We start from the raw sequence: 25421 nt of genomic DNA, 5'->3' as shown, positions 1-25421 counted from the left end.
TCATTCTCCCCAGCGCAGCGCGGCATCGAAGCCGATATGTCGTTCACGTTGGCCGTCGTAGACCGGCCGTGACCAACTCACGCCGTACTCGAGGATCCGCCCTTGATCGAACTGCCATTCGTGGCGATAGGCCACGGTTGGAATGATTGAACTGCCAAAACCTTCCTGCCAGTAGTTGCCCACCGACACCGTCAGGCGATGGCGGAAGTGGCGCTCGTAATGGCGCCACAGCTGCTGGTCGATGCGCAGGCCCACTTCCACCGAGCGGTCCCGCGAGGGGTTGAAGTAGGGGGCATCGTCGCGGCTGCCACGGCTGGTGTAGACGCTGCCCAGGCCATCGATCAACAGGCGCGGGCGGGTCAACAGCCGTTGTTCGATCGCACTGTTCAGCGTATCGCGGCGGTTGCCATCGTCGTAACGGAACCGGCTGCCACCGAAGCTCCAGTGGGTGCGCTCGTTGCGCGTGTAGTCCACTGCAACCGCAACGCTGTCGGCGGTGATGCCGGCCACGCGTGCCTGCATCGAGGCTTCCGGGTCATTGCGGGCAGCGGTCACGCCGGCGTGCCAGCGATCATTGAACTGCCAGCCGAAGCCGCCGCGCAGGCCGGTGTCGCCGATGCTGTCGTTGGGGCGCATCACCGCCGCCTCGGCATCGAGGCGGTCGAAGCGGTAGCGCACGCCGGCACCGATCCACAGCGGATCGATGTCCTGGTCCTGGAAGCTGACCGAACGACGGTCGGCGAAGGCAAACAGGCGCCAGCGGTCGTTGAGAACCGGCGAGGCCACTTCCACGCCGTAGTGCAGGTCGTCGTTGCCCAGTGGCGAGGTGCCGCCGCCGCCGGAACTGCGGCCACCTTCGACCTTTGCCAGCAGCTGCCAGCCGCGATGGGCACGCCAGTCACGATCCATGCGTTGCACCGCCGGCTGGCTTGGATAGCGTGCCAGCAGGTCGTCATGCAGCGGCCGCGCCAGGTCGTCGCGTTGCAGCTGCACGTAGGATTCGTACATGCCCAGGCGCGGCGCGATGTCACGCGGGTCCAGCGTATAGGCCATCTGGTGGCGCTCAAGCGCCCGCCGTGGCCAGCCGCGCATCTGGTAGACGCTGCCCAGTGAAGTCTGCAGGCTGCCATTGCCCGGGCCGACCTCGACCAGGGCTTCCAGTTCGCGCTGGGCCGTGGGCAGGTCGCCGCTGTAGGCCCGCACCATCCCCAGGTTCAGGTCGGCCTCGTAACGCGCCCAGTTCTCGAACGGGGTCTTGCCGCCGCCCCAGCGCCAGGCCGGCTCGTCCTTCTGCCAGGCCTGCAGGTAGCCCACCGCCTTCTCCGCCTGCTCGGTTTCCAGATAGGCATAGGCCAGCTCCGAGCGTGACTCGAAGCGTGAGGGATCGTTCTTTGCGGCGGCCTCCAGCAAGGGAATGGCCTCCTCCGGATTCTGCGTGGCCATCAGCGAGTCGCCTACGGCCGGCAGCACGTAATCGGGCAGGGCATGGCCTTCGCGCTGCAGCGCCCGCGCCTCGTCGCGCACCTGCGCGTGGCGGGCCAGGCGGTTGAGCAGGATCAGCCGGTCCATGCGGATACGCAGCGGCGCCTGCGCCTGCGTTGTGCCATCGCGCTCGACGTACTGCTCCATTTCCGCCAGCGAAGCCTCGGCCTCGACCAGCCGGGTGTCTTCGCTTTCCCCGTAGGCCAGGCTCCAGTTGACCAGCTTGGCCACGTAGTTGGCCTCCAGCCGCGCTTTCTGGTCCTGGTCGAACAGGTTGGGCCGTGCCTGGTAAAGCCGCCAGGCGCGATGGGCGTTGCCGATGTCGCCCAGAGTCAGTACCTGCAGCTTGTACAGCAGGTCGTCGTTGGGCTCGCGCAGCTGCGCCCGCTCGATCGCTGCCAGCGCATCGACCCAGCGTGCCTGGTCACGGTAGTGCCCGATCTCGGCGAGCCGGTCGGCGCGCGTGATGACGGTGGGCGGCGAGGCCGCGTGGGCCCAGCACGCCAGAGTGGCGCAGGCCAGGCCGACGCACAGCGCCAGCGGACGATGAACAACCATGAGACCCCCTAAGCATCCATTGCTGAACGATGTGCTCAAAAGTGTGACGCACATCACATGCCAACTATAGCTGACGCTCTGCCAAAGCGCCTACTTCCTATCCGTACCTTGTTGACGGAGAGTCCTTGGGTGACCGGCCAGCCCTGTCGCAACGCGTTGTCGCGCATACACTTTTTTGCTGTCCACTGGAACGGCACGGGGTAGCCTGGGCCGCCCCCTGAGGGGGCGTGCCCTGCTGGTAACGCCAGTTCTGGACGCATAACGGGTCAGCTTTGGACACGCTACGTCACCCGCTGCGGTGGCGGTGTGTAGATCGCGGTAGTGGGGTGTGTGGGTCCAGCTTCACGGCGGCGGGCGTCAGCCTGCCGGTCCGGTCACCACTGGTCTTCCAGCTTGCGCGGCTTGCAGGCCACCCACGAGGCGCACAGCATCAGCAGCGCGCAGCCGAACAGGAAGGCGAAGGGCAGGGTCCAGCCCCCGCTGACGGTGTGCAGCCAGCCGACCAGGAACGGGCCCAGGCAGCTGAAGCTGTAGCCCACGCCCTGCATGAAGCCGGACAGGGCCGCCGAACCGGCGGGGGTGCGCGTGCGCAGATTGATCAGGGTCAGTGCCAGCGGAAACGTGGACGGCCCAACGCCCAGCAGGCAGGCCCACAGCAACGGCGCCTTCATCGGGGCGAACAGCAGGCCGGCGAAGGCGATGGCAAAGGCGGAAAAGCCGATCAGCACCAGCGGGAAGGGATTCTGCAGGCGCACCGCCAGAGACGGAATCACCAGCGATGGCAGCAGGCCCAGTGCCGAGAAGACTGCGACCATCACCCCGCCGAAGGCAGGCGTGGCGCCGGCTTCGACCACGATGCGCGGCAGCCAGGTGAACATCGAATAGGTCATCAGCGAGGTCATGCCGAACATCAGCGTCATGCTCCAGCCCAGCGACGTACGCCAGACCCTGCCGTGCGGCTGGGCGGTGGGATCGCTGCTGTCCAGCACCGGCCTGGGCGCACGGCGTGCCAGCAGCATCCATGGCAGGGCCGCAGCCAGCGCCAGCAGCGCCCACATGCCCAGCGACACCCGCCAGCCTGCGGCGTTGGCCACCGGCACCGCCAACAGCGCCGGCATCATCGTGCCCAGCTGCAGCACGCTGATGTACAGCGTGCTCATGGTGCCGACCTTGTTGGCGAAGTAGCGCTTCACCAACGGCGGCACCACTACGTTGCCGATGCCCATGCCCGCCAGTGCGATCACCGAGCCCAGCAGCAGGGTGCCGACATTGCCGGCGCTGGAGCGCAGCAGCAGGCCGGCGGCAGCCATCAGCATCGCCAGCAGGGTGGTGCGCTCAAGGCCCAGGCGTCGTGCCAGCGCCGGGGTGGCAACGCCGAACAGTGCGAACGACGCGGTCGGCAGCATGCCCAGCACGCCGGTCATGGTGGTGCCGAAGCCGAACTGCTGGCCCAGCACGTCCAGCAACGGGGTGATGGAGGTAACGGCGGTACGCAGGTTGACCGCCGCCAGCAGGATCGCGGCGAACGCAAGGACGCGACCGTGCAGCAGCGACGGCGAGGATGGGGTTGGCGACGTCATGCGGTAGTCCTTGCAGGTGACGCACGCCGCGTCTTTGGCGTGCAGCGCCGCACCGTGCTGTGCCGGTGCGGTGGGTGGGGGAGGGCGCCATTGTACGTGGCTGGCGGGGTCGGGTCCTGTCGGCGCTGATTGTCGCGATCCGCACGTCCTGTTGGCAGTGGCCGCGAAGCGCCGGACATCCGCCTTGGTCCCACGAAACCGCTGCATCTGCGCCATCTGCGCGGAGTTTGCCCGCATGCAAGCAGCGCAGAACATGCATGAAGCGTCGCGCCGAAGTGCAGGCGGGGTTGTGCCATTGCTAGGTTCGGGCCGAATCCACGGCGGAAGGATCACGGGGTGGCAAGGACGTTGATTGTGGTGGGCGATGCAACCACCGGCGGTGGCCGGGTCATCACCGGTTCGCCCACGACCGACATCGAGGGCAAGCCTGTGGCACGGGTGGGTGACAAAGCCACCTGCCCCAGGCACCAGGTGGTGGCCTCCATCGTCAGTGGTGATTCCACCCTGATGTTTGAGGGCCAGCCGGTGGCGCGCGACGGCGACAGGCTGTCGTGCGGTTGCTCGCTCATCGCCGGGCAGCAGTCCCTGGTGTTCGTGGATGCGGGCGGTGGTGGTGGCGGCGCGGACAGTGGGCCGGCGGCGCAGGCCGTGCAGGCGGCCAGTGGCGTCGCACCCGCAGCGCTCGTGCCTGCCGTGCCGATGGCTGACAAGGCGCCGGTGTGCGAGGCCTGCCTGCTGGCCGGTGCCCACTCCGGCGCAACCTTTCTGGGGCGATGAATGAACCGATATGCCATTGTCGATGCAGCAGCCTATGCCGACACGTACAAGGCACTGGCCTGGTACGCCCAGGACCTGCCGCATCGCTCGTTGTTTGCGCGCCAGCCCGAGGCCGCCCACGCATCCATCGGCCCTTGGCTGCTGCAGTTGCCCGCGCAGGCCCACACCCAGGTGGACGGTTGGCTGCGTGCGCTGGAACTGGACAGGCCTGTCGTGGCCTGGCTTACCAGCGAAGCCGGTTTCGAAGCGGTGTTCCAGCACCTGGAGGCCTGCCTGGATCTGTGCCGCCCCAACGGCCGGCTGGCACTGCTGCGCTACTGGGACGGTCGCGTGTTCCTGCGGTTGCAGCGGGCCTTCACCCTCCAACAGCGCAGGCAGCTGATGGGCCCGCTGGCGTGGTGGCGTTTCCAGATCCTGGGCCAGGCCTACGCCCTGGATCGCGCAGAGCTGTACGCAACGGAGGCCGGTTGATGTTTGAGATCACCGAGGAACAGGAAGCCTTGTTGCGCCTGCCAGACCCCAGCACCTTCTTCCCGAAGTTGACCAGGGAAATCCGCCAGGAATACCCGCAGCAAACGGGGCACCTCGACGAGCGTGCGTTGATGGACGAGGTGGTGCGAAGCCATGACCACGCAGCCTGTTCCCTACGCATCACCCACCTGCCGGTGCTGGTCCGCTGGGTGAAGGCGGATGTGGCGTGGGCACGCGGCTTGCGGGCCGTCCCTGCGGCGGACATGTGGATGCGCACCGCGAAGAACCCGAATCTGGCAGCGGCGGATCTGCTGTCGAATCTGGCAGGACACTAGGAGCGGTAATGGGCACCAGAATCATCGGACCCCGGCCCTGGCTTGGGCCAGGCATGACAGGTGGCAGCGGCGGCGTGGACGAACACGGCAACCCAGTGGATCCCTACGGCGGGCCGACCACCGGCGATGTGGTGAAGGGCATTCGTGGCGTGGTGGATGGTATCGGGCAGCGCGTGAGCGGTGAGGCCAAACCTGATGCGCGCGCTGAGCCGACGGCCAAGGCGCGGGAGGTGGACTGCTCGCAGATGCCTGACGAGACCGCGTGCAACGAATGCCTGCTGAAGAAGGGGTTCATCGGCCCACCCGTTACCCCGCGCTATGTTACCCAAAGCAACCTGATCAATTACGAGTACCAGCTGTACATTGCCAACCTGCGCTCGGCACCGCTGCGCTTTGGTTTCATGGTCGCGGACAAGGCGGATCCTGATCGGCGGTTGTTCTCGGTGGATACGTTGTTTGACTATCTTGAGCGCGACGGGTTCTCACGCACCGTGCAGGAATGGCATTTCAACGCCTGCGAATTTGATGGATTCTGGTTGAAGGACTGCACGGTGGTGGAAGCGAAGGGGAGGTATGACCATTTTTTAGATGAAGATGGAGATGTGAAGTATGGCTTCGTTCGGCAGAATGTCTTCGGTCCATGGGCTGAGCAAATGGATAGGCAGCGTGCTGCGATTGGCATCGCCGGGGCGTCAGCCAAACTTTTGTGGTGTTTCATGCAGTCGCGGGTAATGAAGGCGGCGATAGCAATGGATTTTGTCGATCCACTTCTCTGTCAATACGAGCCGTTTTCTGGGGGGGATGTATGATTCTGAGCGCTCAAGCCAATCTGCGCACGAAGCCGACTTCCCGTACACCGGAGGAGGTGCTGAGTAAGGCCATGGGACTCACCCAGAGCCTGGCGCGGACGCACTCATTGATGAAGAACTGGTATGCATTGCCCTCGGGCCCCGTAGATAGGTATGTGCCCCTGCAAGACGCCGATGTTTTGCTGGCTTCAATGAGGAAACGTATTGAGAGTAGTCGTAACCGTTTCGGCCACTATGACGAGCTTGGAGCTTCATTGATGGTGGCCAACGTTGACAATGATCGGGATTGGCGCAAGCCCGGTGTGGTTGTGCTCGACTTGAACCCAACAACAGGTCGCAACAGCTTCAGCCTTAAAGGGATCGGAGCTTTTGGAGAAGCTGCTTCCTCGGTCATGCTCAACGCATTGATCGAATCGGTGAAGGCGATTCAGCCAGAATTCGCCTGTACAGATGTTAAGGCTAGAACGCTCGAAAGTGAACTTATTTACTATCGGATCAGCCGGCGTCTATATCAGCACCGTCAGTTCTTTGGCTGGATGGGGTTTATTCCTGCGCAGATCACCCACGCGCAGATACGCGATGCCCATGCCGTCCACCCGGTAGATGGCTTGGGTACGGTCATCGTCTCAGTGCCGGGGATTTTCGACCCCAGCGACGACGCGCAGGTGGAAAGGGTTCACCGCGTCGAGATGGATCTGGCCAGCTACGACCTGTTGCCGGTAACGGACCCGAACCTCAGGGGCTGAGCGGGAATGTGATCATCAACACCCAAGCCAATTTGTGGATAAAACCTGTTGTGCGATCACTGGAGCAGGTTCTGTGTGGGCGGCGTAGGTGATTAGGACTTGCCGAGGATGCACCCGTTGATGAAGAGGTGGTGCGCACTCCTTTCAATCCACGCAGGACACTAGGAGCAGTAATGGGCACCAGAATCATCGGACCCCGGCCCTGGCTGGGGCCAGGCATGGCAGGTGGCAGCGGCACCGTGGACGAACACGGCAACCCAGTGGATCCCTACGGCGGGCCGACCACCGGCGATGTGATGGGGGGCATTCGTGGCGTGGTGGATGGTATCGGGCAGCGGGTGAGCGGTGAAGCCAAGCCGGATGCGCGCGCTGAGCCGCAAACCAAGGCCCGGGAGGTGGACTGCTCGCAGATGCCCGACGAAACTGCGTGCAACGAGTGCCTGCTGAAGGAGGGGTTCATCGGCCCGCCTCTCACCCCGCGCTTCGTCACCCAGCGCAATCTGGTCAACTACGAGTACCAGCTGTACATCGCCAATCTACGCTCGGCATCGCTGCGCTTTGGTTTCATGGTCGCGGATAAGGCGGATCCAGATCGGCGGTTGTTCTCGGTGGATACGTTGTTTGACTATCTTGAGCGCGACGGGTTCTCACGCACCGTGCAGGAATGGCATTTCAACGCCTGCGAATTTGATGGATTCTGGTTGAAGGACTGCACGGTGGTGGAAGCGAAGGGGAGGTATGAGCATTTTCTTGATGAAGAAGAACAGCCGAAGTACAGGTTTGTGGTACCCAGTGTCTTTCAGCCATGGAGGGAGCAGATGATTCGGCAGCGCGCGGCGATTGCGATTGCTGAGCCTCAAGGAAGGCTTGTGTGGTGCTTCATGCAGGGAAGGGCAATTGCAGCAGCCATTGAATTTGCTCGACTTGACCCGTGGATTTGCAGATATGAGCCATTTCGGAGAGGTGGTATATGATCATCCGAGCTCAAGCCGATCTGTGGACAGCGCCTGTCGCGAAATCTCCGCGCGAAGTGCTGCGAGTGGCTGTGGAGATAACTGAGAAACTGGCGCGGATGCATCCCTTAATGAAAGGGTGGTATGCGCTTCCTTCGAGTCAGAAAGAGAAGACTCTCTCCTTGAATGATTCGGAAGAGCTCTTGACTCGGATGGAACGGGATGTCGAGAAACGTCGCCAACGATTTGGTGACCATGCGGAACTCGGCGCGTCCTTGAGTCTCGCCAATGTCGATAACGACCGCGACTGGCGTAAACCGGGAGTGGTTGTGCTCCAGTTGGACCCGACAACTGGATTCAACTCTTTCAGTCTTGTCAGGCCCGAGCCCTTTGGGGAGGCAACTCCTTCCCTGATGGTCAACGCTTTAATTGGGCTGGTGAAGACAATACGGCCGAATTTCGCATGCGTTGATGTAAAGTCCAGAGCGCCCGAGAAAGGCCTTGTGACATATCAAATAGACCGACGCCTGTATAAACACCGGCAGTTCTTCGGTTGGATGGGCTTCGTGCCCGCGCAGATCACCCATGCGCAGATCCGCGATGCACACGCCGTCCACCCGGTCGATGGCCTGGGCACGGTGATCGTCTCGGTGCCGGGCGTGTTCGACCCCACCGACGACGCGCAGGTGGACAAGGTGCACCGCGTCGAAATGGATCTGGCCAGCTACGACCTGTTGCCGGTAACGGACCCGAACCTCAGGGGCTGAGCGGGAGTGCTGCGCTTGGCAGTGTGGCTGACCCAAGGCCCGGAGCCCTGTGGGGCCTTGAGCCGGCCGGGTCCTTGCTGTAAGCGGCTACGCCCGGCGCTATACACCCGCCTGAACGTGCAGCCTTGCTGAGGCGGTAGGGCGCCAGCGCAGGGCGGGTGCCTTACCCCCGTCCCTGCCTTTCATGCTCCCCCGCGCCCGGACGTCAGGCACAAAAAAACCCGGAGGACTGTCGTCTTCCAGGCTTCTTGGTGACCACCGAAGTGGTCGGGGAGACAGGATTCGAACCTGCGACCTCTACGTCCCGAACGTAGCGCTCTACCAGACTGAGCTACACCCCGAAGGGAGCCGCCTATTCTAGCCATTTCCCCCGATGGCGGCAAGGGGGGGCGTTCTGCTTCGCTGCCGTGGCAGCGACTCCTGCGGGAACAAAAAAGCCTGGAAGACTTCACCAGGCTTCAATGCGACCACCGAAGTGGTCGGGGAGACAGGATTCGAACCTGCGACCTCTACGTCCCGAACGTAGCGCTCTACCAGACTGAGCTACACCCCGAAGGAGCCGCCAAGAATACGGTGTGAAGGCCGTATCGGCAACCCTTTTTTACAATTTCAGCGCACTTCCTTGTCGGCGCGGCCGCTTTCGCGCGCTTCGAACCACATCCCGTTGAGGATGGCCACGACCGAAGCCAGGCCAGCGCCGAGAATCCAAGCGAAATACCACATGGTCAATCTCCTGTGTGCGGTGGAGGTGCCGGCGATGGGCCGGCACCCGGGCAGTCAGTACGCGTTGGGGTTGTCGTCCATGTCCTCGACCGTCGTCTTGCCCTTCAGCACGCGGTACACCCAGGTGGTGTAGGCGAGGACGATCGGCAGGAAGATGGCCGTGGCCAGCAGCATGATCCACAGCGTGAGGTGGCTGGACGAACTGTCCCAGACGGTCAGGCTGGAGGTGGGCTGGCTGGAGGACGGCAGCAGGAACGGGAAGATCGCAAAGCCGACGGTGAGGATGATGCCGGCAATGGACGCGCCCGAGGCGATGAAGGCCAGGCCGCCACGACGTGCGCGCAGCAGCACCGCACTGGCAAGCGCACCCACCAGGCCCAGCACCGGGAACACCAGCGTTGCCGGCATGCTGCTGTAGTTGCGCAGCCAGCCACCTGCGGCGGACCCCAGTTCGGCGGTCTTCAGCAGCGGATTGGTCGGCCCGTCGGTCACCACCTGCGAGGTGATCTGGTAGCCCGGCAGGCCGAAGGCCACCCAGGCGCCGGCAGCAGCGAACAACACGAAGCTGATGATGGCGGCGATGCTGCCATAGCGCGCTGCACGTTCGGCCACCGGGCCGTCGGTCTTCAGCACCAGCATGGCCGCACCGTGCGACACCAGCATGGCCACGCTGATCAGGCCGGCGATGAGCGCGAACGGCGTGAGCAGGCCGAAGAACGAACCGGTGTAGGTTACGCGCAGGGTGTCATCGAAGTGGAACGGCACGCCCAGCAGCACGTTGCCCACCGCGACGCCGGCAATCAGGCCCGGCAGCAGGCCACCGACGAACAGTACGCGGTCCCAGTTGTCGCGCCAGCGCTTGGACGGCAGCTTGCTGCGGTACTTGAAGCCGACCGGGCGCAGGATCAGCCCGAACAGCATCGCAAACACCGCCAGGTAGAAGCCGGAGAAGCTGACCGCATACAGCGGCGGCCATGCGGCGAAGATCGCGCCGCCACCCAGCACCAACCAGACCTGGTTGCCTTCCCAGACCGGGCCGACGGTGTTGATCACTCGCCGGCGTTCTTCATCGGTCTTTGCCACGAACGGCAGCAGCGTGCCGACGCCAAGGTCGAAACCATCCATGACGGCCCAGCCGACCAGCAGGATGCCGAGCAGCAGCCACCAGATCACGCGGAGCGTGGTGTAATCAAGTGCAATGAATTCCATCTGGATTCTCCTGCCTCAGGCCTGGCCGGGGGCAACGGCATTGGGGGAAACAGGGCGGATGTCGGCCTGCAGCGTCGGCAGGATGTCGTCCGGGCCCTTGCGGACCGCCTTCAGCATCAGCTTGATTTCGATGATCAGCAGCACCGTGTACAGGCTGGTGAACACCGCCAGCGTGGTCAGGATTTCATGCAGTGCCAGGCCCGATGCCGCGTAGAACGTGGGCAGCACGCCATCCACCGCCCACGGCTGGCGGCCGTACTCGGCCACGAACCAACCGCATTCGATCGCGATCCACGGCGCCGGCAGGCTCCACACGGCCAGCTTCAGGAACCAGCGCTTGTCCTGGAAGTTGTTGCGGCACGAGAAGTAGAAGGCCAGCGCGAAGAAGGCGATCAGGTAGAAGCCCAGCCCGGCCATGATGCGGAAGGTCCAGAACAGCGGCGCCACGCGCGGTACGGTATCCATCGCGGCCTTGGAGATCTCCTCCGGCGTTGCGTTGAGGATGTCCTCGCGGTAACGCTTCAGCAGCAGGCCATGGCCGAGGTCCTGCCAATGGCGATCGAACATCTCGCGTGCTTCGAGATCGTTCTTGTCCTTCTTCACCCGTTCCAGCGCACCGTAGGCGATCTGGCCACCGCGGATGCGGTGCTCGGCACGCTCCACCAGTTCCAGGATGCCCGGAATCGGCTGGTCCAGCGAACGGGTGGCGATCAGGCCCATCAGGTACGGGATCTTGATCGCGTAGTCGTTGGTGTGGGTGTCCTGGTTGGGAATGCCGAAGGCGGTGAAGTCGGCCGGCGCACGCTCGGTCTCCCACATCGCTTCGATCGCCGCCAGCTTCATCTTCTGGTGCTCGCTGGCGGCATAACCGCTCTCGTCACCCAGCACCACCACCGACAGCGAGGACAGCAGGCCGAAGGCTGCGGCCACCGCGAACGAACGGCGGGCCATGTCCCTGTGCTTGTTGCGCAGCAGGTACAGGGCGCTGATGGACATCACGAAGATCGCACCGGTCACGTAACCGGCACTGACGGTGTGCACGAACTTGGCCTGCGCCACCGGGTTCAGCAGCACCGCGGCGAAGTCGACCACTTCCATGCGCATGGTTTCCGGGTTGAACACCGCACCGGTCGGGTTCTGCATCCAGCCGTTGGCGATCAGGATCCACACCGCCGACAGGTTGGTGCCCAGCGCCATCAGCCAGGTCACGGTGAGGTGCTTGACCGGGCTCAGGCGCTTCCAGCCGAAGAAGAACAGGCCGATGAAGGTCGCTTCCAGGAAGAACGCCATCAGGCCTTCGATGGCCAGCGGCGCACCGAAGATGTCACCCACGTAGTGGCTGTAGTACGACCAGTTCATGCCGAACTGGAACTCCATCACCAGGCCGGTGGCCACGCCGATGGCGAAGTTGATGCCGAACAGGGTGCCCCAGAACAGGGTCATCTGCCGCCAGACCTGCTTGCGGGTCATCACGTACACGCTTTCCATGATGGCCACCATGAAGGACAGGCCAAGGGTGAGCGGTACGAATAGGAAGTGGTACATCGCGGTCAGAGCGAATTGCAGCCGCGACAGTTCTACGACTGTCTGATCAATCATGGCCTGGCTACCTCGTTGGATAGTGCCGTTGCAGGTGGCGGGAAGGGTGGTCTACGGGGTGAATGATGTGACCGACTACTTCAAACAGCCTTGATCCAGATCAATGTATGAACAGGTGTTCAGGAGGATCGTATGCCAACCCGATGAAGACTGCGACCGCCGGCCGCAGGGGAAGGCTGTTGCCTGCGCCTACAATGCCGTCCATCCCCCTGCTGCCTGTGAAGAGCCTTGAGCGCTGCCGAACCGACCGCTGACGCCCCTGATCGGGATGAAGAATCGAGCCGCCTGCGGCGTGAACGGACCGCCTGGCTGGCCGATCTGGCCCGTGCCGCGAAGGGGCGCCAGCGGCTGGCATCGCTGTGCATCAGCATGTCCGGTGTGCTGTTGATCGCTCAAGCGGCCGCCATCGCCTGGCTGGTGCAGCAGGTGCTGGTCGAGCGCACGCCGCTGGCCCAGGGCCTGCCGGTGCTGGCCGCGCTGGCAGTGATCCTTGTCGTGCGTACCCTGCTGGGCAGTGCCACCCAGGCTGCGGCTGGTGATGTTGCCGACGCCGCACGGCTGTCCCTGCGCGAGCGTGTCTTCGCGCGCCTGCTCGGGCACGGTCCTTTGTGGCTGCGGCAGCGCCGCACCGGCGAACTGGGCGAGCTGATGCTGCATCACGGCGACGCTATCGAAAATTATTACAGCGGTTTCCTGCCGGTACGCACCGAAGTGGTGGTGGTTCCACTGTTGATCCTGGCTGCGGTGGCATGGGTGGATTGGGTGGTTGCACTGATCCTGTTGTTCACTGCGCCACTGGTTCCGTTTTTCATGATGCTGGTGGGCTGGGGCGCCGAAGCCGCCGGGCGCGCGCAGCTGGGCGAGCTGGCGCGGATGAGCGGGCACTTCGCCGATCGCATCAAGGGCCTGGGCCTGCTGCGCCTGTATGGCCGTGGGGAAGCCGAACTGGCCGGCATCGAGGCGGCGGCCGAAGGTGTGCGCGTGCGCACGATGAAGGTGCTGCGCATCGCCTTCCTGTCGTCCACCGTGCTGGAATTCTTTGCCTCGGTCAGCGTGGCGATGGTCGCGTTGTATCTGGGCCTGAGCTATCTGGGCCTGATGTCGCTGCATGCGACCGTGCCGACGCTGGGGGCGGGCCTGTTCTGCCTGCTGCTGGCACCGGAGTTCTACGCACCGTTGCGGCGCCTGGCCGCGCACTATCACGACCGTGCCAATGCGCTGGCCGCCGCCGCCGAGGTGGAGCGGCTGCTGCAGGTGCTGCCGGAAGAGGAGGCCAGCACAATCGACGGCACGGTGCCGCTGGCGCCGGAGCCGGCCGAGGCCGCCCTGCCACCGCTGCAGGCGCACGGTCTGGTATTGCGTCCGTTGGGCGCTGCGCACGATGTGCTGCAGAACCTGGACCTGCAGCTGGAAGCGGGGCAGCGTCTGGCCCTGGTCGGCCCCAGTGGCAGCGGCAAGAGCACGTTGCTGGAAGCGCTGGCCGGTTGGCTGCCGCCGCGTGCGGGCCGGGTGCAGCTGCGGCCGGGGCTGCAGGTGGCCTATGCCAGCCAGCGTCCCTATCTGTTCCACGGCACCATCGCCGAGAACCTGCGCCTGGCCGATCCCGGTGCCAGCGACGCGCGCCTGCGCGCCGTTGCCGAAGCCGCCCAGGTGCTGCAGTTCGCACAGCGCCTGCCGCAGGGGCTGGATACGCTGATCGGCGAGCGCGGCTTTGGCCTGTCCGGTGGCGAAGCACGTCGCATCGGCCTGGCGCGCCTGCTGCTGCGCGATCCGCAGGTGCTGCTGCTGGACGAGCCGACCGCTTTTCTCGATGCCGAAACCGAAGCAGCGCTGCTGCGCAGCCTGGCCGCCTATGCGCGCGGACGCAGCGTGGTGGTGGCCACCCACAGCCCGGCGGTGATCGCCTGGGCCGACCGCTGCCTGCTGTTGCCCGAAGGGCGCCTGGTGGAACCGGCACAGGCGGTACGCGCATGAGCCGCTCCGCCGATTCGCTGCGCACGGTATTCCTGCGTCATCGCCCGCGCCTGCTGCTGGCAGTGCTGCTGCTGTGGACCACGATGCTGGCCGGCACCGCCCTGCTGGGCCTGTCTGGTGGCTTCCTCACTGCTGCCGCGCTGGCCGGTGCAGCCGGCCTTGGCCAGGGCTTCAATTTCTTCACTCCGTCGGCCGGCATCCGCGGGCTGACCATGGCGCGCATTGCATCGCGCTACTTCGAAAAGCTGGTGGGGCATGACGCCACCCTGCGCATCGCCCGCGACCTGCGCGTCTGGTTCTTCCGCCGCGCGCTGCCACTGGCCCCGGCACGGCTGGGTGCAACCCGCACCGGCGATCTGCTGGCGCGGCTGCTGGGTGACATCGGTGAAATCGATGGCCTGCTGGTGCGTGCCATCGGCCCGTTGCTGGCGCTGGGCGCGTTGACGTTGGTGGGCGTGGGCGCGGCAGCGGTGATCCTGCCATCGGCAGCGGTGCTGCTGGCGGTACTGGCGTTGCTGATCGGCATTGGCGTGCCGTGGCTGGGCGTGAGGGGCCATGACAGCGAAGAGGCAGACCGCGCCGCACATCGCGCAGCGTTGCGCACGGCGGCATTCGAGGGGCTGGAAGGGGCGGCTGACCTGGCCGCGCTGAACGCTGGCAATGCCTGGCAGTTGAAGGTGCGGGTGGCGGCCAAGCAGGTGGCCTCGCGCGATCGTCGTCGACGCCTGCGGCTGATCGCTGCATCAACGCTGCATGGTGTGCTGGCCGGGCTCGGCCTGGTGGCGATGCTGGCACTGGCGCTGCATGCGGCCGAACAACAGCGCATCGCGGCGGAAATGGCCGCCGGGCTGGTGTTCCTGACCGTGGCGATGATCGAACTGTGGGCGGGCATGGGCCTGGCCTGGCAGTCGCTGCAATCGGGCCGCATTGCGGCCGCGCGCCTGCAGGGCATCGTCGAGCAGGCACCTTCGGTGCAGGAGCCGGTGTCGCCGCAGCCGCTGGCGCCGGCGGCGACCGTGCATTGGGACGATGTGCACTTCCAGTGGCCGGGCGCCGCACGGCCGGTCCTGCGTGGCCTGCAGCTGACGCTGGCACCGGGCGAGCGCATCGCCATCCGTGGCGACAGCGGCAGCGGCAAGACCACCTTGTCGAGCCTGCTGCTGCGGCTTTGGGATCCGCAGCAGGGGCGGCTGACCTACGGTGGCCAGGACCTGCGCGATGTCGCCCAGGCCGACTGGCACCGGCACCTTGCGTGGCTGCCGCAGAACGCGCCGGTGTTTGCCGGCAGCGTGGCCGCGAACCTGCTGCTGGGCGATCCCGAGGCCAGCGACGAAGCGTTGTGGGCGGTGCTGCAACGGGTACGGCTGGGTGAATGGGCCGAGCGCAACGGCGGCCTGCAGGCGTGGGTGGGCGAGAACGGCGCAACGATGTCGGCCGGCCAGGCGCGTCGCCTGGCGCTGGCCCGCGCGCTGCTGCGCAATGCGCCGATCCTGCTGGTGGATGAGCCCACCGAAGGCCTGGACGTGGATACCGCGCGCGCGCTGCTGCAGGACCTGCCAGCACTGCTGGAAGGGCGCAGCCTGCTGATGATCACCCACGATGACCTGCCCGCAGGTGTGGTGGATGTGCAGTACCGGTTGGTGGACGGGGTGCTGGTCCGCGAACCGCTTCGGTAGATGCCGACCTTGGTCGGCATATCCACGCGTGGCGTGGATCTACAGGGCAGCTACCGCGAAAACGCGCGCAGCATCACCGCGATCGAGGCCACGTTGGCCAGCACGCACAACCAGAACACCCACTGGAACGGCGCCTTGCGATGTTTATGGCGGAACAGCGCCTGGCCGAGCAGCGCGCCGGGCCAGCCGCCGGCAAAGGCCAGCAGCTGCAGCGTGCGTTCGGGCGTCCTCTGCTGTTTTCGCTGCGCGGCGCGCTTGTCGTGCCCATACAGGCCAAATGACACCGCACTGGCCAGCACGCACCATGCGCCCAGCCAGAGCGGAAACACGCCGGTTGCGGTCAAGCCGATCAACGCACCGAACGCGGCCAGTGCGAGATTGCCCCGCCACGCCACTACAGTTCGTCGAGGAAGCCGCGCACGGCCGGGCCGAAACGCTCGAAGTCGACCAGGAACGCGTCATGACCCTGTGGCGATTCCAGGCCGATGAAACGCGCGTCCGCGCCACCAGCGCGCAGGCCATCGGCGACCTGTTGCTGCTGCTGTACAGGGAACAGGATGTCGGTATTGGCGCCGATCGCCAGTGCCTTGCCGACGCGGATGCTGGCCAGTCCGGCCAGCACATCGCCATCGCCATACTCGGCCAGATCGAACCAGTCCATCGAGCGGCTCAGGTACAGATAGCAGTTGGGGTCGAAGAAGCGCACGAACCGGCGTGCATGGCCTTCCAGGTAGCTCTCGACCTGGAATTCCAGGCCGAATGGATCATCGTCGGTCTGGTCCGAATCCAGCCGCACGCGACCGAAGCGGCCATCCCATTCCAGTGCCGAGCGGTAGGTGATCACGCCCAGCTTGCGTGCCATGCGCATGCCCGATTCCGGGTACGCCTCATTGTCGTAGTGGCCACCGTTCCAGCGCGGGTCCAGGCGGATCGCTTCGCGCTGCAGCGAACGGATGGCGATCGAGAACGGCAGGGCCTGCGCGCTGCCGGAAATGTTGATATGGCTGCGGGCGATGCCCGGATGCAGCAGCAACACCGCCAGCGCCGTCATCCCGCCCATTGAATTGCCGATCACGCAGGCGAGTTGTCCGATGCCCAGTGCGCGCACCACGTCGATCGCCGCGCGTGCGCCGTCTTCGATGGACAGTTCCGGGAAATCCAGGCGATACAGGTCGCCGGTGGCCGGATTGATCGAGGCCGGGCCGGTGGAGCCCTTGCAGCTGCCCAGCGAGTTGACGCACACCACGAACCAGCGGTCGGTATCGATCGGTTTGCCGGGGCCGAGCATGGCCTCCCACCAGCCTGGCGCAGGGTTGGCTTCGTTGGCCGCGGCATGCGCATCCGGCGACAGGCCGGTGACGATCAGGATCGCGTTGCTGGCGTCTGCATCCAGCGCGCCCCAGGTCTCGTACGCCACACGGGCGCCGTGCAGGGCGCCGCCGCGTTTGCACGGAAAGGGCGAGGGCAGGGCATGGAAGCGGGTGCCGGGCGGAATGAATTCGGTCATGTGGGCATTCTAGCGGGGCGGCGTGTGCAGCTGGCGACACGCTGGTTTCCATCAACCGGCTGAGCGTGAATCCGCCGAGCATGGCCGGGCGCTACCGGTGGTGCGCGTGGATAGCGCCGGGCCATGCCCGGCGAGCGCAGCGGTGCGTGTACGTTACGGGAACTGCAGTTCAACCACACCGTCATGCGGCAGGCTGACCTTGACCGGGGCGGTCTGCAGGTCGTCTTCGCTGCGGTTGGCGCTGCCGCTGCGCGAAATGCGCGCCAGTACTTCCACTTCGCGATGTGCCGACAACGGTGCGGTAGGCATCGGGCTGTCGCCGTCGCCGAGGCCGACCGTTGCAGGGAAGCCGGCCAAGGGCAGCTTGCGTGCAGCCACCGGCATCGGCGGGCCGCCCACCGCGCGTGCCAGCACGAAGACCTGGGTGCTGGCCGGCCAGTCACCCGCTTTCAATGATGCGGGCAGCTGCACCCGTACCTGCAGCAGCGCGGGAGCAGCTGCCGGTGCGTGCGACGGCTGGCCGGCCGCCTCGCGGGCGATGGCGATCTGCGCCTGCAGCGCCTGCGCGGCACCCGGCTCCAGGCGTGGCAGCAGCGTGCTCCAGAGTTCGGCGGCCTCGGCATTGCGGCCCCGCTGGCGCAGGGCAATGCCAAGCAGCCAGCTTGCGCGCTCGGCCTCGGGCGACAAGGTGCGCGCGCGTTGCAGCCATGCCAGTGCGGTGTCATCGAACTGCTTGCCGGGATCGGCTTGGGCGCGCGCCTGCGCGGCCTCGACCAGCACGCCCGGTTCGTCCGGTGCAAGTGCTGCGGCGCGGTTGAAGGCGTCGGCCGCGGCGGCGGCATTGCCAAGCTCGGCCTGCGAACGACCCAGCAGCGCCCAGCCATCCGCACGTTGCGGGTCACGCTGCAGCGCCTGCTGCAGCGCCTCGACACCGTCGCGCAACGTGGCGACCGAAGGCGCAGGCTGCACCTGTGCGGCGCGGGGATTGCCGACCAGCAGGTACAGGCAGGCGCCGGCCACGCCCAGTGTCAGCATTCCCAGCACGAAACTGCGGCGGCCTTGCCGGCGCAGCGGCCACAGCACCACGGCCGCCATCAGCGCTGCGGCCACTGCGGCAACCATCGGCAACCAGTGCATCACCAGTCCTCTCCCTCGGTTGGGTCCGCTGCAGCGGATGCATCCATCTGCCGGCTGCGGCGACGGACGATGCCCATCACCACCAGCGCGCCGCCACCCAGTACCAGCAGCGGGCCGCCCCACAGCAGCCAGGTGCCCGGTTGCAGTGGCGGTTGATAGAGCACGAACTCGCCATAGCGGGCGACCAGGAACTGCTTGATGGCCGCGTCGTCCAGGCCCTGCTGCATCAACTGCAGCACTTCGCGGCGCAGGTCCTGCGCGATCTGCGCGTTGGAATCGGCCAGTGACTGGTTCTGGCACTGCACGCAGCGCAACTGCGCAGCCAGGTCGTGGAAGCGCGTCTCCTCGGCTGCATCGCGGAACGCGAGCGGCCGCGCATCATGCACGGGTTGCTGGGCGAGGCCGGCTTGTGGCACCGCCAGGGTCATCGCCAGCAGCAGCGGCAGCAGCCAGCGCATGCGCTTACGGCGAGGCGTGCAGGGTGTTGCCAGCATCGCCCTGGGCCTTTTCAAGCTTTTCCAGCGCCGGAATCAACTTCTCATCGACCACCTGCTGGGTCATCGCGCCGCTGTACTTCCAGCGCACGATGCCACTGCCGTCGACCAGGAAGGTCTCCGGTGCTGCCGTCACACCCCAGTCGATGGCGGTGCGGCCTTCGATGTCGCTCAGCACGACCATGAACGGGTTGCCCAGCTGTTCCAGCCAGTGCAGCGCGTCGGTGGGTTCATCCTTCCAGTTGTAGCCGAGCACGCGTACGCGCTTGCTCTCGGCGAAGCGGGTCAGCACCGGATGTTCTTCACGGCAGGCCGCGCACCAGCTGCCCCAGACGTTGAGCAGGTACGGCGCGCCACGCAGCTCCTCGCTGCGCACGATCATCTGCGGGTCGTGCAGCACCGGCAGCGCGAACGCCGGCGCCGGCTTGTCGATCAATGCCGAGGGCAGCACGTCGCGCTGCGGATCGCCCGATTTCATCACCCCGTAGATCATCAGGCCAAGCAGGCCGAAGAAGAACAGGACGCCGATCACGATGGCTACCGGCGGCAGCGGACGGGAAGGGCGTGGGGCGGGTGACTCGGACATGGGGAACTCCTACGGACGACGAAAGCGGCGATCGGCAGCGGTGACGAATCCGCCCAGGGCCATCAACAGCGCGCCCAGCCAGATCCAGCGCACGAAGGGCTTGATGTGCACCCGTACCGCCCATGCATTGTTGCCCAGCGGCTCGCCCAATGCCACGTAGACATCACCGCTGAGGCGTGCATCGATGCCGGCCTCGGTCATCACCTGGCCGCCGCTGGCGTACTGGCGCTTCTCCGGATGCAGCAGGGCCAGTTCGCGACCGTCGCGCAGCACCCGCAGATGGCCGCGATCAGCGATGAAATTGGGGCCTTCGCGGTGGTCCACGCCTTCGAAGCGCACTTCGTGTCCGGCAACCACCACCTGCTGGCCTGGCGACAGCGCCACTTCGCGCTGCACGTTCAGCGCTTCCACCAGCAGCGCGCCGGCCAGGAACACCGCGACACCGGCATGGGCGACGATCATGCCAAGCATTTCGGCAGTGAAGCGGCCATTGCCACGCAGGCGCTGCCAGACGAACCGGGCGGTGCCCAGCCCAACCCAGGCCGCAGCCGCAACGCCGATGCCGGCTTTCCAGCCATTCTGCGGCGCCTGCCACCAGGCCCAGGCGCCAAGCAGCACAGCCAGCCCCGCCCATGGCAGCAGCAATGCCAGTGCGCGCGAAGGTTGGTCGCGCTGCCACTTCACCAGCGGACCGAACGGCAGCAGCATCACCATCGGTGCCATCAGCAGCAGGAACAGGCTGCCGAAGTACGGTGGGCCGACCGAGATCTTGCCCAGCGACAGCGCATCGGCCAGCAGTGGGTAGAGGGTGCCCAGCAGGACCGTCGCGCAGGCGCTGGCCAGCAGCAGGTTGTTGGCCAGCAGCAGGGTTTCGCGCGAGGTGGCGGTGAAGCCACGGCGCGGATCACCGGCATCCACGGCCAGCCGTGGCGCACGCAGCGCATACAGCAGCAGGCTGCCGCCCACCAGCACCGACAGGAAGATCAGGATGAACAGCCCACGCGAGGGATCGGCCGCGAACGAATGCACGCTGGTCAGCACGCCGGAGCGGACCAGGAAGGTGCCCAGCAGCGACAGCGCGAACGCCGCGATGGCCAGCAGCAGCGTCCAGCTGCCGAAGGTGCCGCGCTTTTCGGTGACTGCCTGCGAGTGGATCAGCGCCGCGCCGACCAGCCACGGCATGAAACTGGCGTTCTCGACCGGATCCCAGAACCACCAGCCGCCCCAGCCCAGCTCGTAATACGCCCACCAGCTGCCCAAAGCGATGCCCAGCGTGAGGAAGCCCCAGGCGACATTGGTCCAGGGCCGCGTCCAGCGTTGCCAGCGTGCATCCACACGGCCTTCCAGCAGTGCCGCCACGGCGAAGGCGAACGGCACCGCGAAGCCGACGTAGCCCAGGTACAGCATGGGCGGATGGATGATCAGCCCCGGATCCTGCAGCAGCGGATTGAGGTCACGGCCTTCCAGCGGTACCGGGTTCAAGCGCAGGAACGGATTGGAGGTGAAGATCAGGAAGGCGAGGAAGCCGACGCTGACCACGCCCATCACCGCCAGCACGCGCGCCTGCACCGGCGCCGGCAGGTGGCGCGAAAACAGCGCCACTGCACCGGTCCACAGCGCCAGCACCAGCGCCCACATCAGCAGCGAGCCTTCGTGCGCCCCCCACACCGCCGAATAGCGGTAGATCAACGGCAGCAGTGAATTGGAATTCTCGGCCACGTAGCGCACCGAGAAATCCTGTTGCACGAAGGCCGCCGTCAGTACGGCGAAGGCACCGGCCAGCAGCAGCAGCTGGGCAAAGGCCGCCGGGCGGGCAACGGCCATCCATGCGTCGTTGCCGCGCTGCGCGCCCACCAGTGGCAGCACCGCCTGCAGCAGCGAGGCCAGCAACGCGCACAGCAGGAGGATCTGACCGAATTCGGGAAGCACTCAGCGCACCTCGGGCGCCGTGACCGGCACATCGTGCTTGCGATGCGCATCGCCCATCTTGTCGGCCACTTCCTTGGGCACGTAGTTCTCATCGTGCTTGGCCAGCACCTCGTCGGCGACGAAGGTACCGTCCTGCAGGCGACCGCTGGCGACCACGGCGGTCCCCTCGCGGAACATGTCCGGCAGGATGCGGTCGGTACTGACCGGCAGCGTCGCATCGCCGTCGGTGACCACGAAGTGGGCCTGCAGCGAGCCGCTGGGTCGATCGAAGGACCCCTTCACCACCATGCCGCCCAGGCGGAAGCGGGACTGCGCATCCACGTCCCCGCGCAGCACTTCCGAAGGCGTGTACAGGTAGGCGATGTTGCGCTGCAGGGCGAAGGCCACCAGCGTGGTGGCCAGCCCGGAGGCCAGCAACAGCAGGAGCACCCAGATCATGCGGCGTCGCTGCACCGGCGTCATCGGCTGAGCTCGGTGGCAAGCGGCGCCTGTGCCGACGCGTTGCCACGCGCCTGCAGCCGCTGCTGGCGACGTTGCGCCAGCTGTCGGGCGCTGCGCAGGCGCAGCCACGAGCCCAGTGCATCGCAGGCCAGCACCAGCAGGAACACCGCGAAGGCGGCGATGAGGTAGGGCAGGTGGGTCATCGCCGTGCCTCCCCATCCGCGGTGCCGAAGCGCTCGCCGATCCAGGCCTTGCCGGCCTCGCGCGCGATGTTGTCGGCACGCGCCTTGGCCAGCAGCGAGCCGACGAACCACAGTTTGGTGGCCACCACCATCCACCACAGCGGGGCGATCAGTTCCGGCCGCACGGCGTTCTCGCCGAACACGTTGATCGACTGGCGCTGGTGCAGCGCGCCCCACCAGTCCACCGAGTAGCGGATGATCGGCAGCAGGCCCACGCCGACGATGGCCAGCAGGCCGGCCGCGCGTGCGGCGCTGCGGCGGTCTTCGATGGCGTGGTACAGGCCGATCACGCCCAGGTACAGGAACAGCAGGATCAGCTCGCTGGTCATGCGCGGGTCCCAGTCCCACCAGGTGCCCCAGGTGCCCTTGCCCCAGATGCTGCCGGTCAGCAGGGTGATCAGGGTGAAGCCGGCGCCCATCGGCGCACAGGCCATCGCCAGGATCTCGCAGATCTTGATGCGCCAGATCAGCGCGATGGCGGCGTAGGCGGCCATCAGCGCGAACACGAACAGGCTCATCCAGGCGCTGGGTACATGGATGTAGATGATGCGGAAGGCGTCGTGCTGGTTCTGTTCCGGCGGTGCCACGAACAGCCCCTGCCACAGGCCGATCAGCAGCACCGGAACCGCCGCGGCGTAGAACACGCGGGACCAGCGTGCGGCGAAACGATCGAAGGTCGGGGGCGAACCGAGTTGATGGAACCAGCGGACGATCGGATTCATGCGTGGCGGCTATCCAGCAGGGGTGGATTGGCTCTCAGCTCGGTCAACTCAGAGAAATACGGATCGCAGCAGCGGTGGCCAGCGGTGCCAGCACCAGGGCGATCACCAGACCGGCGCCCAGCATCAGCAGTGCACCGACCGGGTCCTGCCCGCGGCTGGCTGCCGCCAGGCTGCCGGCACCGAAGACAAGCACCGGTACGTACAACGGCAACGACAGCAACGCCACGAGAATACCAGAGCGCCGGATGCCGACGGTCAGTGCAGCGACCACGCCACCGATCAGGCTCAACAACGGTGTTCCCAGCAGCAACGATGCCAGCAACATCGGCAGCTGGTCATGCGGCAGATGCAGCATTTCCGCCAGCAACGGGCTCAGCAGGATCAGTGGCAGGGCGGTGGTCGCCCAATGCAGCAGCACCCGCACCAGCACCAGCCACGCCAGTGGCACCGGCGCCAGCAGCCATTGTTCGAGCGAACCGTCTTCGGCGTCGGAGCGGAACAGCGAATCCAGCGCCAGCTGCCCGGCCAGCAGTACCGCCAACCACAGCACCGCACCGGCGGTGGCGGCCAGCGGCTGCGGGTCCCGGCCCTGGGCCAGGGCGAACAGCACCACCACCAGCAGGGCGAACAGAACCGGCTGCAGGGCATCGCCGCGACGCCGCCAGAGCAGGCGCAGGTCGCGCGCAATCAGCGCGCGGGCGGTCTGCCACAGGCCTGGTTCGGTGCCTGGCGCGATCATGCTTCACCCCCCAGATCGAGCTGGCGGGTGCGTACCGGCGGGGCGGCATAGGCGCCATGCGTGGTGACCAGGGCGGCGCCGCCACTGCGCAGGTGTGCGGAAATCATCCGGTTGACCAGGTTGATGCCTTCCAGGTCGAGGTTGGCATAGGGTTCGTCGAGCAGCCACAGCGGTGCCGGCGACAGCCAGATGCGGGCCAGCGCCAGCCGCCGCTTCTGTCCAGCCGACAGATGCCGCACCAGGGTGTCCTCGTAGCCGGCCAGGCCGACGATGGCCAGCGCATTGCCCGGCATCTGCCGTGCGCGTCGGCCGTGCAGGCCGCAGAGGAAATGCAGGTTCTCCAGCGTGTCCAGGTCCGGCTTCAGCGCTGGCAGGTGGCTGAGGTAGGCGACATAGCGCGCACGCTCGGCGTTGCTGGCCGGCCTGCCGTCGATCAGCACCTGGCCCGCGCCCGGGCGCGCCAAGCCCGACAGCACGCGCAGCAGGGTGGTCTTGCCGGCACCGTTGCCGCCCTGCACCAGCAGCGCCTCGCCGGCATCCACGTGGAAGTCCAGCGGGCCGAACACCGGCTCGTCATTGCGGGAGAAGCTCAGGCCGCTGGCGGCCAGCAATGCAGGGGTGTTCAAGGCGCAGGGGTCTTCATGCAGGAGTGCGGCCGCAATTGTAGCGGTGAAACCATGCCGGGTAGTGCCGGCCGCTGGCCGGCAGCCGCCTCTGCAGCCTGTGTGGTGGGTCGAGGTTGCCGGCCAGCGGCCGGCACTACCGAAGCGCGGATTGCGTAAACTTCGGGTCTGTCTCCTCCATCCCCCAGGCCGATGCAACCGAACACCAAGCTGCCCAAGGTCGGTACCACGATCTTCACCGTGATGTCCCAGCTCGCCGCCGAACACGGCGCGGTCAACCTCGGCCAGGGGTTCCCGGATTTCTCCGCACCGCAGCGCCTGATCGACGAGACCAGCAAGGCGATGGCCGCCGGCCTGAACCAGTACCCGCCGATGACCGGCGTGGCACCGCTGCGCCAGGCCATCGCCCAGAAGTCGCTGGACCTGTACGGCGCGATGATCGATCCGGACACCGAGATCACCGTCACCAGCGGCGCCACCGAGGCGATCTTCAACGCCATCCACGCCGTGGTGCGTGCCGGCGAGGAAGTGATCGTGCTCGACCCGGCCTACGACTGCTATGAGCCGGCGATCGAACTGGCCGGCGCCACCGCCGTGCACGTGCCGCTGGACCCGCAGACCTTCGCGGTGGACTGGGACCGCGTGCGCGCGGCGATCACCCCGCGCACCCGCCTGCTGATGGTCAACACCCCGCACAACCCGTCCGGCGCGATGCTGGACGAGGCCGACATGCAGGCGCTGGCCGATGTACTGCGCGGCACGCAGATCTACCTGATTTCCGATGAGGTGTACGAGCACATCATCTACGACGGCCGTCGCCACGAATCGGCGCTGCGCTACCCGGAACTGCGCGAGCGCACCTTCGTCATCTCCAGCTTCGGCAAGACCTATCACTGCACCGGCTGGAAGATCGGCTATGCGGTGGCGCCACCCGCGATGACCGCCGAGTTCCGCAAGGTGCACCAGTACAACACCTTCACCAGCTTCGGCCCGGCGCAGTACGGTTTCGCTGCGATGATCCGCGACGAGCCGCAGCACCATCTGGAACTGGGCGCGTTCTATGAAGCCAAGCGCGACCGCTTCCGCGAGCAGCTGGCCGGTACCCGCCTGAAGGCGCTGCCGGTGCCGGGCGGCTACTTCCAGCTGGTCGACTATTCAGCCATCAGTGACCTGCCGGACCATGAGTTCGTGAAGTGGCTGACCATCGAGAAGGGCGTCACCGCCATTCCGCTGTCGCCGTTCTACGAAACCGCGCCGGTCGGCCAGCGTCTGGTGCGCCTGTGCTTCGCCAAGAACGAAGCCACCCTGGACGCGGCGATCGAACGCCTGCGCCTGCTGTGAG

26 protein-coding genes and 2 tRNA genes are annotated in these 25421 nt (G+C 66.2%); 10 read left to right on the top strand and 18 right to left on the bottom strand.

Translation table 11 applies throughout. The features are described from left to right. Nucleotides 1-2040 carry a poly-beta-1,6 N-acetyl-D-glucosamine export porin PgaA gene (gene pgaA, locus LMF57_RS13350; RefSeq protein WP_208082392.1) on the bottom strand — a complete coding sequence of 680 codons (2040 nt, stop codon included), beginning with the start codon at nt 2038-2040 and terminating at the stop codon, nt 1-3. A 374-nt stretch (nt 2041-2414) separates the two neighbouring features. Then, on the bottom strand, nt 2415-3620 hold the full coding sequence (locus LMF57_RS13345; RefSeq protein ID WP_229290027.1) for an MFS transporter: 1206 nt from the start codon (nt 3618-3620) through the stop codon (nt 2415-2417). A 336-nt stretch (nt 3621-3956) separates the two neighbouring features. On the opposite strand from LMF57_RS13345, the gene LMF57_RS13340 reads away from it, so the two are divergent. The 7 genes from LMF57_RS13340 to LMF57_RS13310 all read left to right on the top strand — a co-directional run bounded on the left by LMF57_RS13340 (nt 3957) and on the right by LMF57_RS13310 (nt 8478). Next, entirely contained in the window at nt 3957-4397 is a 441-nt protein-coding gene (locus tag LMF57_RS13340) for a PAAR domain-containing protein (RefSeq protein ID WP_117310852.1), read from the top strand. After that, nucleotides 4398-4868: a DUF4123 domain-containing protein gene (locus tag LMF57_RS13335; RefSeq protein WP_117310851.1), complete on the top strand. Its 471-nt coding sequence runs from the start codon at nt 4398-4400 to the stop codon at nt 4866-4868. Continuing rightward, a complete protein-coding gene (locus LMF57_RS13330; protein ID WP_117310850.1) occupies nt 4868-5203 on the top strand; it encodes a hypothetical protein in 336 nt (111 codons plus the stop codon). Before LMF57_RS13335 ends, LMF57_RS13330 begins: the two co-directional genes overlap by 1 nt. An 8-nt stretch (nt 5204-5211) precedes the next feature. Further along, nucleotides 5212-6012: a Tox-REase-5 domain-containing protein gene (locus LMF57_RS13325; protein WP_229290026.1), complete on the top strand. Its 801-nt coding sequence runs from the start codon at nt 5212-5214 to the stop codon at nt 6010-6012. 110 nt (nt 6013-6122) lie between these two features. After that, nucleotides 6123-6758, top strand: a complete 636-nt coding sequence (locus LMF57_RS13320; protein WP_162887674.1) for an Imm52 family immunity protein — start codon at nt 6123-6125, stop codon at nt 6756-6758. 173 nt (nt 6759-6931) lie between these two features. Next, the gene (locus LMF57_RS13315) at nt 6932-7732 is read left to right on the top strand and encodes a Tox-REase-5 domain-containing protein (protein WP_229290025.1); all 801 of its coding nucleotides are present in this window, start codon (nt 6932-6934) and stop codon (nt 7730-7732) included. Beyond that, nucleotides 7729-8478: an Imm52 family immunity protein gene (locus tag LMF57_RS13310; RefSeq protein WP_117310846.1), complete on the top strand. Its 750-nt coding sequence runs from the start codon at nt 7729-7731 to the stop codon at nt 8476-8478. The genes LMF57_RS13315 and LMF57_RS13310 overlap by 4 nt, the downstream gene beginning before the upstream one ends. Before the next feature lie 264 nt (nt 8479-8742). Here LMF57_RS13310 and LMF57_RS13305 read toward each other — a convergent pair. From LMF57_RS13305 to LMF57_RS13285, 5 genes are all read right to left on the bottom strand, one after another. Beyond that, nucleotides 8743-8819: transfer RNA gene (locus LMF57_RS13305), tRNA-Pro, on the bottom strand. Nucleotides 8820-8954: 135 nt separating this feature from the next. Next, nucleotides 8955-9031: transfer RNA gene (locus LMF57_RS13300), tRNA-Pro, on the bottom strand. A 56-nt stretch (nt 9032-9087) separates the two neighbouring features. Then, nucleotides 9088-9201: a cytochrome bd-I oxidase subunit CydX gene (gene cydX, locus LMF57_RS13295; protein WP_117310845.1), complete on the bottom strand. Its 114-nt coding sequence runs from the start codon at nt 9199-9201 to the stop codon at nt 9088-9090. A gap of 54 nt (nt 9202-9255) precedes the next feature. Next, nucleotides 9256-10410 (bottom strand): cytochrome d ubiquinol oxidase subunit II, encoded by a 1155-nt coding sequence (gene cydB / locus LMF57_RS13290; RefSeq protein WP_117310844.1) that lies wholly within the window; start codon nt 10408-10410, stop codon nt 9256-9258. A gap of 15 nt (nt 10411-10425) precedes the next feature. Further along, on the bottom strand, nt 10426-12009 hold the full coding sequence (locus LMF57_RS13285; protein WP_025876455.1) for a cytochrome ubiquinol oxidase subunit I: 1584 nt from the start codon (nt 12007-12009) through the stop codon (nt 10426-10428). Between the two features lie 228 nt (nt 12010-12237). On the opposite strand from LMF57_RS13285, the gene cydD reads away from it, so the two are divergent. After that, nucleotides 12238-13983, top strand: a complete 1746-nt coding sequence (gene cydD, locus LMF57_RS13280) for a thiol reductant ABC exporter subunit CydD (protein ID WP_229290024.1) — start codon at nt 12238-12240, stop codon at nt 13981-13983. Then, nucleotides 13980-15659 carry a thiol reductant ABC exporter subunit CydC gene (cydC, locus tag LMF57_RS13275; protein ID WP_140225747.1) on the top strand — a complete coding sequence of 560 codons (1680 nt, stop codon included), beginning with the start codon at nt 13980-13982 and terminating at the stop codon, nt 15657-15659. Before cydD ends, cydC begins: the two co-directional genes overlap by 4 nt. Before the next feature lie 50 nt (nt 15660-15709). Here cydC and LMF57_RS13270 read toward each other — a convergent pair whose 3' ends face one another. The 11 genes from LMF57_RS13270 to ccmA form a co-directional block, all read right to left on the bottom strand. After that, nucleotides 15710-16054 carry a DUF1294 domain-containing protein gene (locus tag LMF57_RS13270; protein ID WP_208082394.1) on the bottom strand — a complete coding sequence of 115 codons (345 nt, stop codon included), beginning with the start codon at nt 16052-16054 and terminating at the stop codon, nt 15710-15712. Continuing rightward, the gene (locus tag LMF57_RS13265; protein ID WP_229290023.1) at nt 16054-17166 is read right to left on the bottom strand and encodes a homoserine O-acetyltransferase; all 1113 of its coding nucleotides are present in this window, start codon (nt 17164-17166) and stop codon (nt 16054-16056) included. Before LMF57_RS13265 ends, LMF57_RS13270 begins: the two co-directional genes overlap by 1 nt. Nucleotides 17167-17319: 153 nt before the next feature. Next, nucleotides 17320-18309 (bottom strand): tetratricopeptide repeat protein, encoded by a 990-nt coding sequence (locus LMF57_RS13260; RefSeq protein WP_324255970.1) that lies wholly within the window; start codon nt 18307-18309, stop codon nt 17320-17322. Beyond that, nucleotides 18303-18731, bottom strand: coding sequence for a cytochrome c-type biogenesis protein (locus LMF57_RS13255; protein ID WP_229291393.1), 429 nt, complete (start codon nt 18729-18731; stop codon nt 18303-18305). The genes LMF57_RS13260 and LMF57_RS13255 overlap by 7 nt, the downstream gene beginning before the upstream one ends. Nucleotides 18732-18765: 34 nt before the next feature. Beyond that, nucleotides 18766-19383, bottom strand: coding sequence for a DsbE family thiol:disulfide interchange protein (locus tag LMF57_RS13250; RefSeq protein WP_117310839.1), 618 nt, complete (start codon nt 19381-19383; stop codon nt 18766-18768). A gap of 9 nt (nt 19384-19392) precedes the next feature. Next, nucleotides 19393-21312, bottom strand: coding sequence for a heme lyase CcmF/NrfE family subunit (locus LMF57_RS13245; protein ID WP_117310838.1), 1920 nt, complete (start codon nt 21310-21312; stop codon nt 19393-19395). Beyond that, complete coding sequence (gene ccmE / locus LMF57_RS13240) at nt 21313-21774, bottom strand: cytochrome c maturation protein CcmE (protein WP_099784807.1); 462 nt, start codon at nt 21772-21774, stop codon at nt 21313-21315. Further along, a complete protein-coding gene (gene ccmD, locus LMF57_RS13235) occupies nt 21771-21956 on the bottom strand; it encodes a heme exporter protein CcmD (RefSeq protein ID WP_049469327.1) in 186 nt (61 codons plus the stop codon). The genes ccmE and ccmD overlap by 4 nt, the downstream gene beginning before the upstream one ends. Continuing rightward, a complete protein-coding gene (gene ccmC / locus LMF57_RS13230) occupies nt 21953-22717 on the bottom strand; it encodes a heme ABC transporter permease CcmC (protein WP_025876477.1) in 765 nt (254 codons plus the stop codon). Before ccmC ends, ccmD begins: the two co-directional genes overlap by 4 nt. Nucleotides 22718-22760: 43 nt before the next feature. After that, the gene (gene ccmB, locus LMF57_RS13225) at nt 22761-23456 is read right to left on the bottom strand and encodes a heme exporter protein CcmB (RefSeq protein ID WP_025876478.1); all 696 of its coding nucleotides are present in this window, start codon (nt 23454-23456) and stop codon (nt 22761-22763) included. Then, nucleotides 23453-24082, bottom strand: a complete 630-nt coding sequence (gene ccmA, locus LMF57_RS13220; protein ID WP_025876479.1) for a heme ABC exporter ATP-binding protein CcmA — start codon at nt 24080-24082, stop codon at nt 23453-23455. The genes ccmB and ccmA overlap by 4 nt, the downstream gene beginning before the upstream one ends. Nucleotides 24083-24271: 189 nt before the next feature. Here ccmA and LMF57_RS13215 point away from each other — a divergent pair, with 189 nt between their 5' ends. Beyond that, entirely contained in the window at nt 24272-25420 is a 1149-nt protein-coding gene (locus LMF57_RS13215) for a pyridoxal phosphate-dependent aminotransferase (protein ID WP_117310837.1), read from the top strand. Nucleotide 25421: the final 1 nt, after the last annotated feature.

The organism is Stenotrophomonas sp. SI-NJAU-1, assembly GCF_020883215.1.
GTDB lineage: Bacteria > Pseudomonadota > Gammaproteobacteria > Xanthomonadales > Xanthomonadaceae > Stenotrophomonas > Stenotrophomonas indicatrix.
This window is presented reverse-complemented; position numbering and strand designations above follow the sequence as displayed.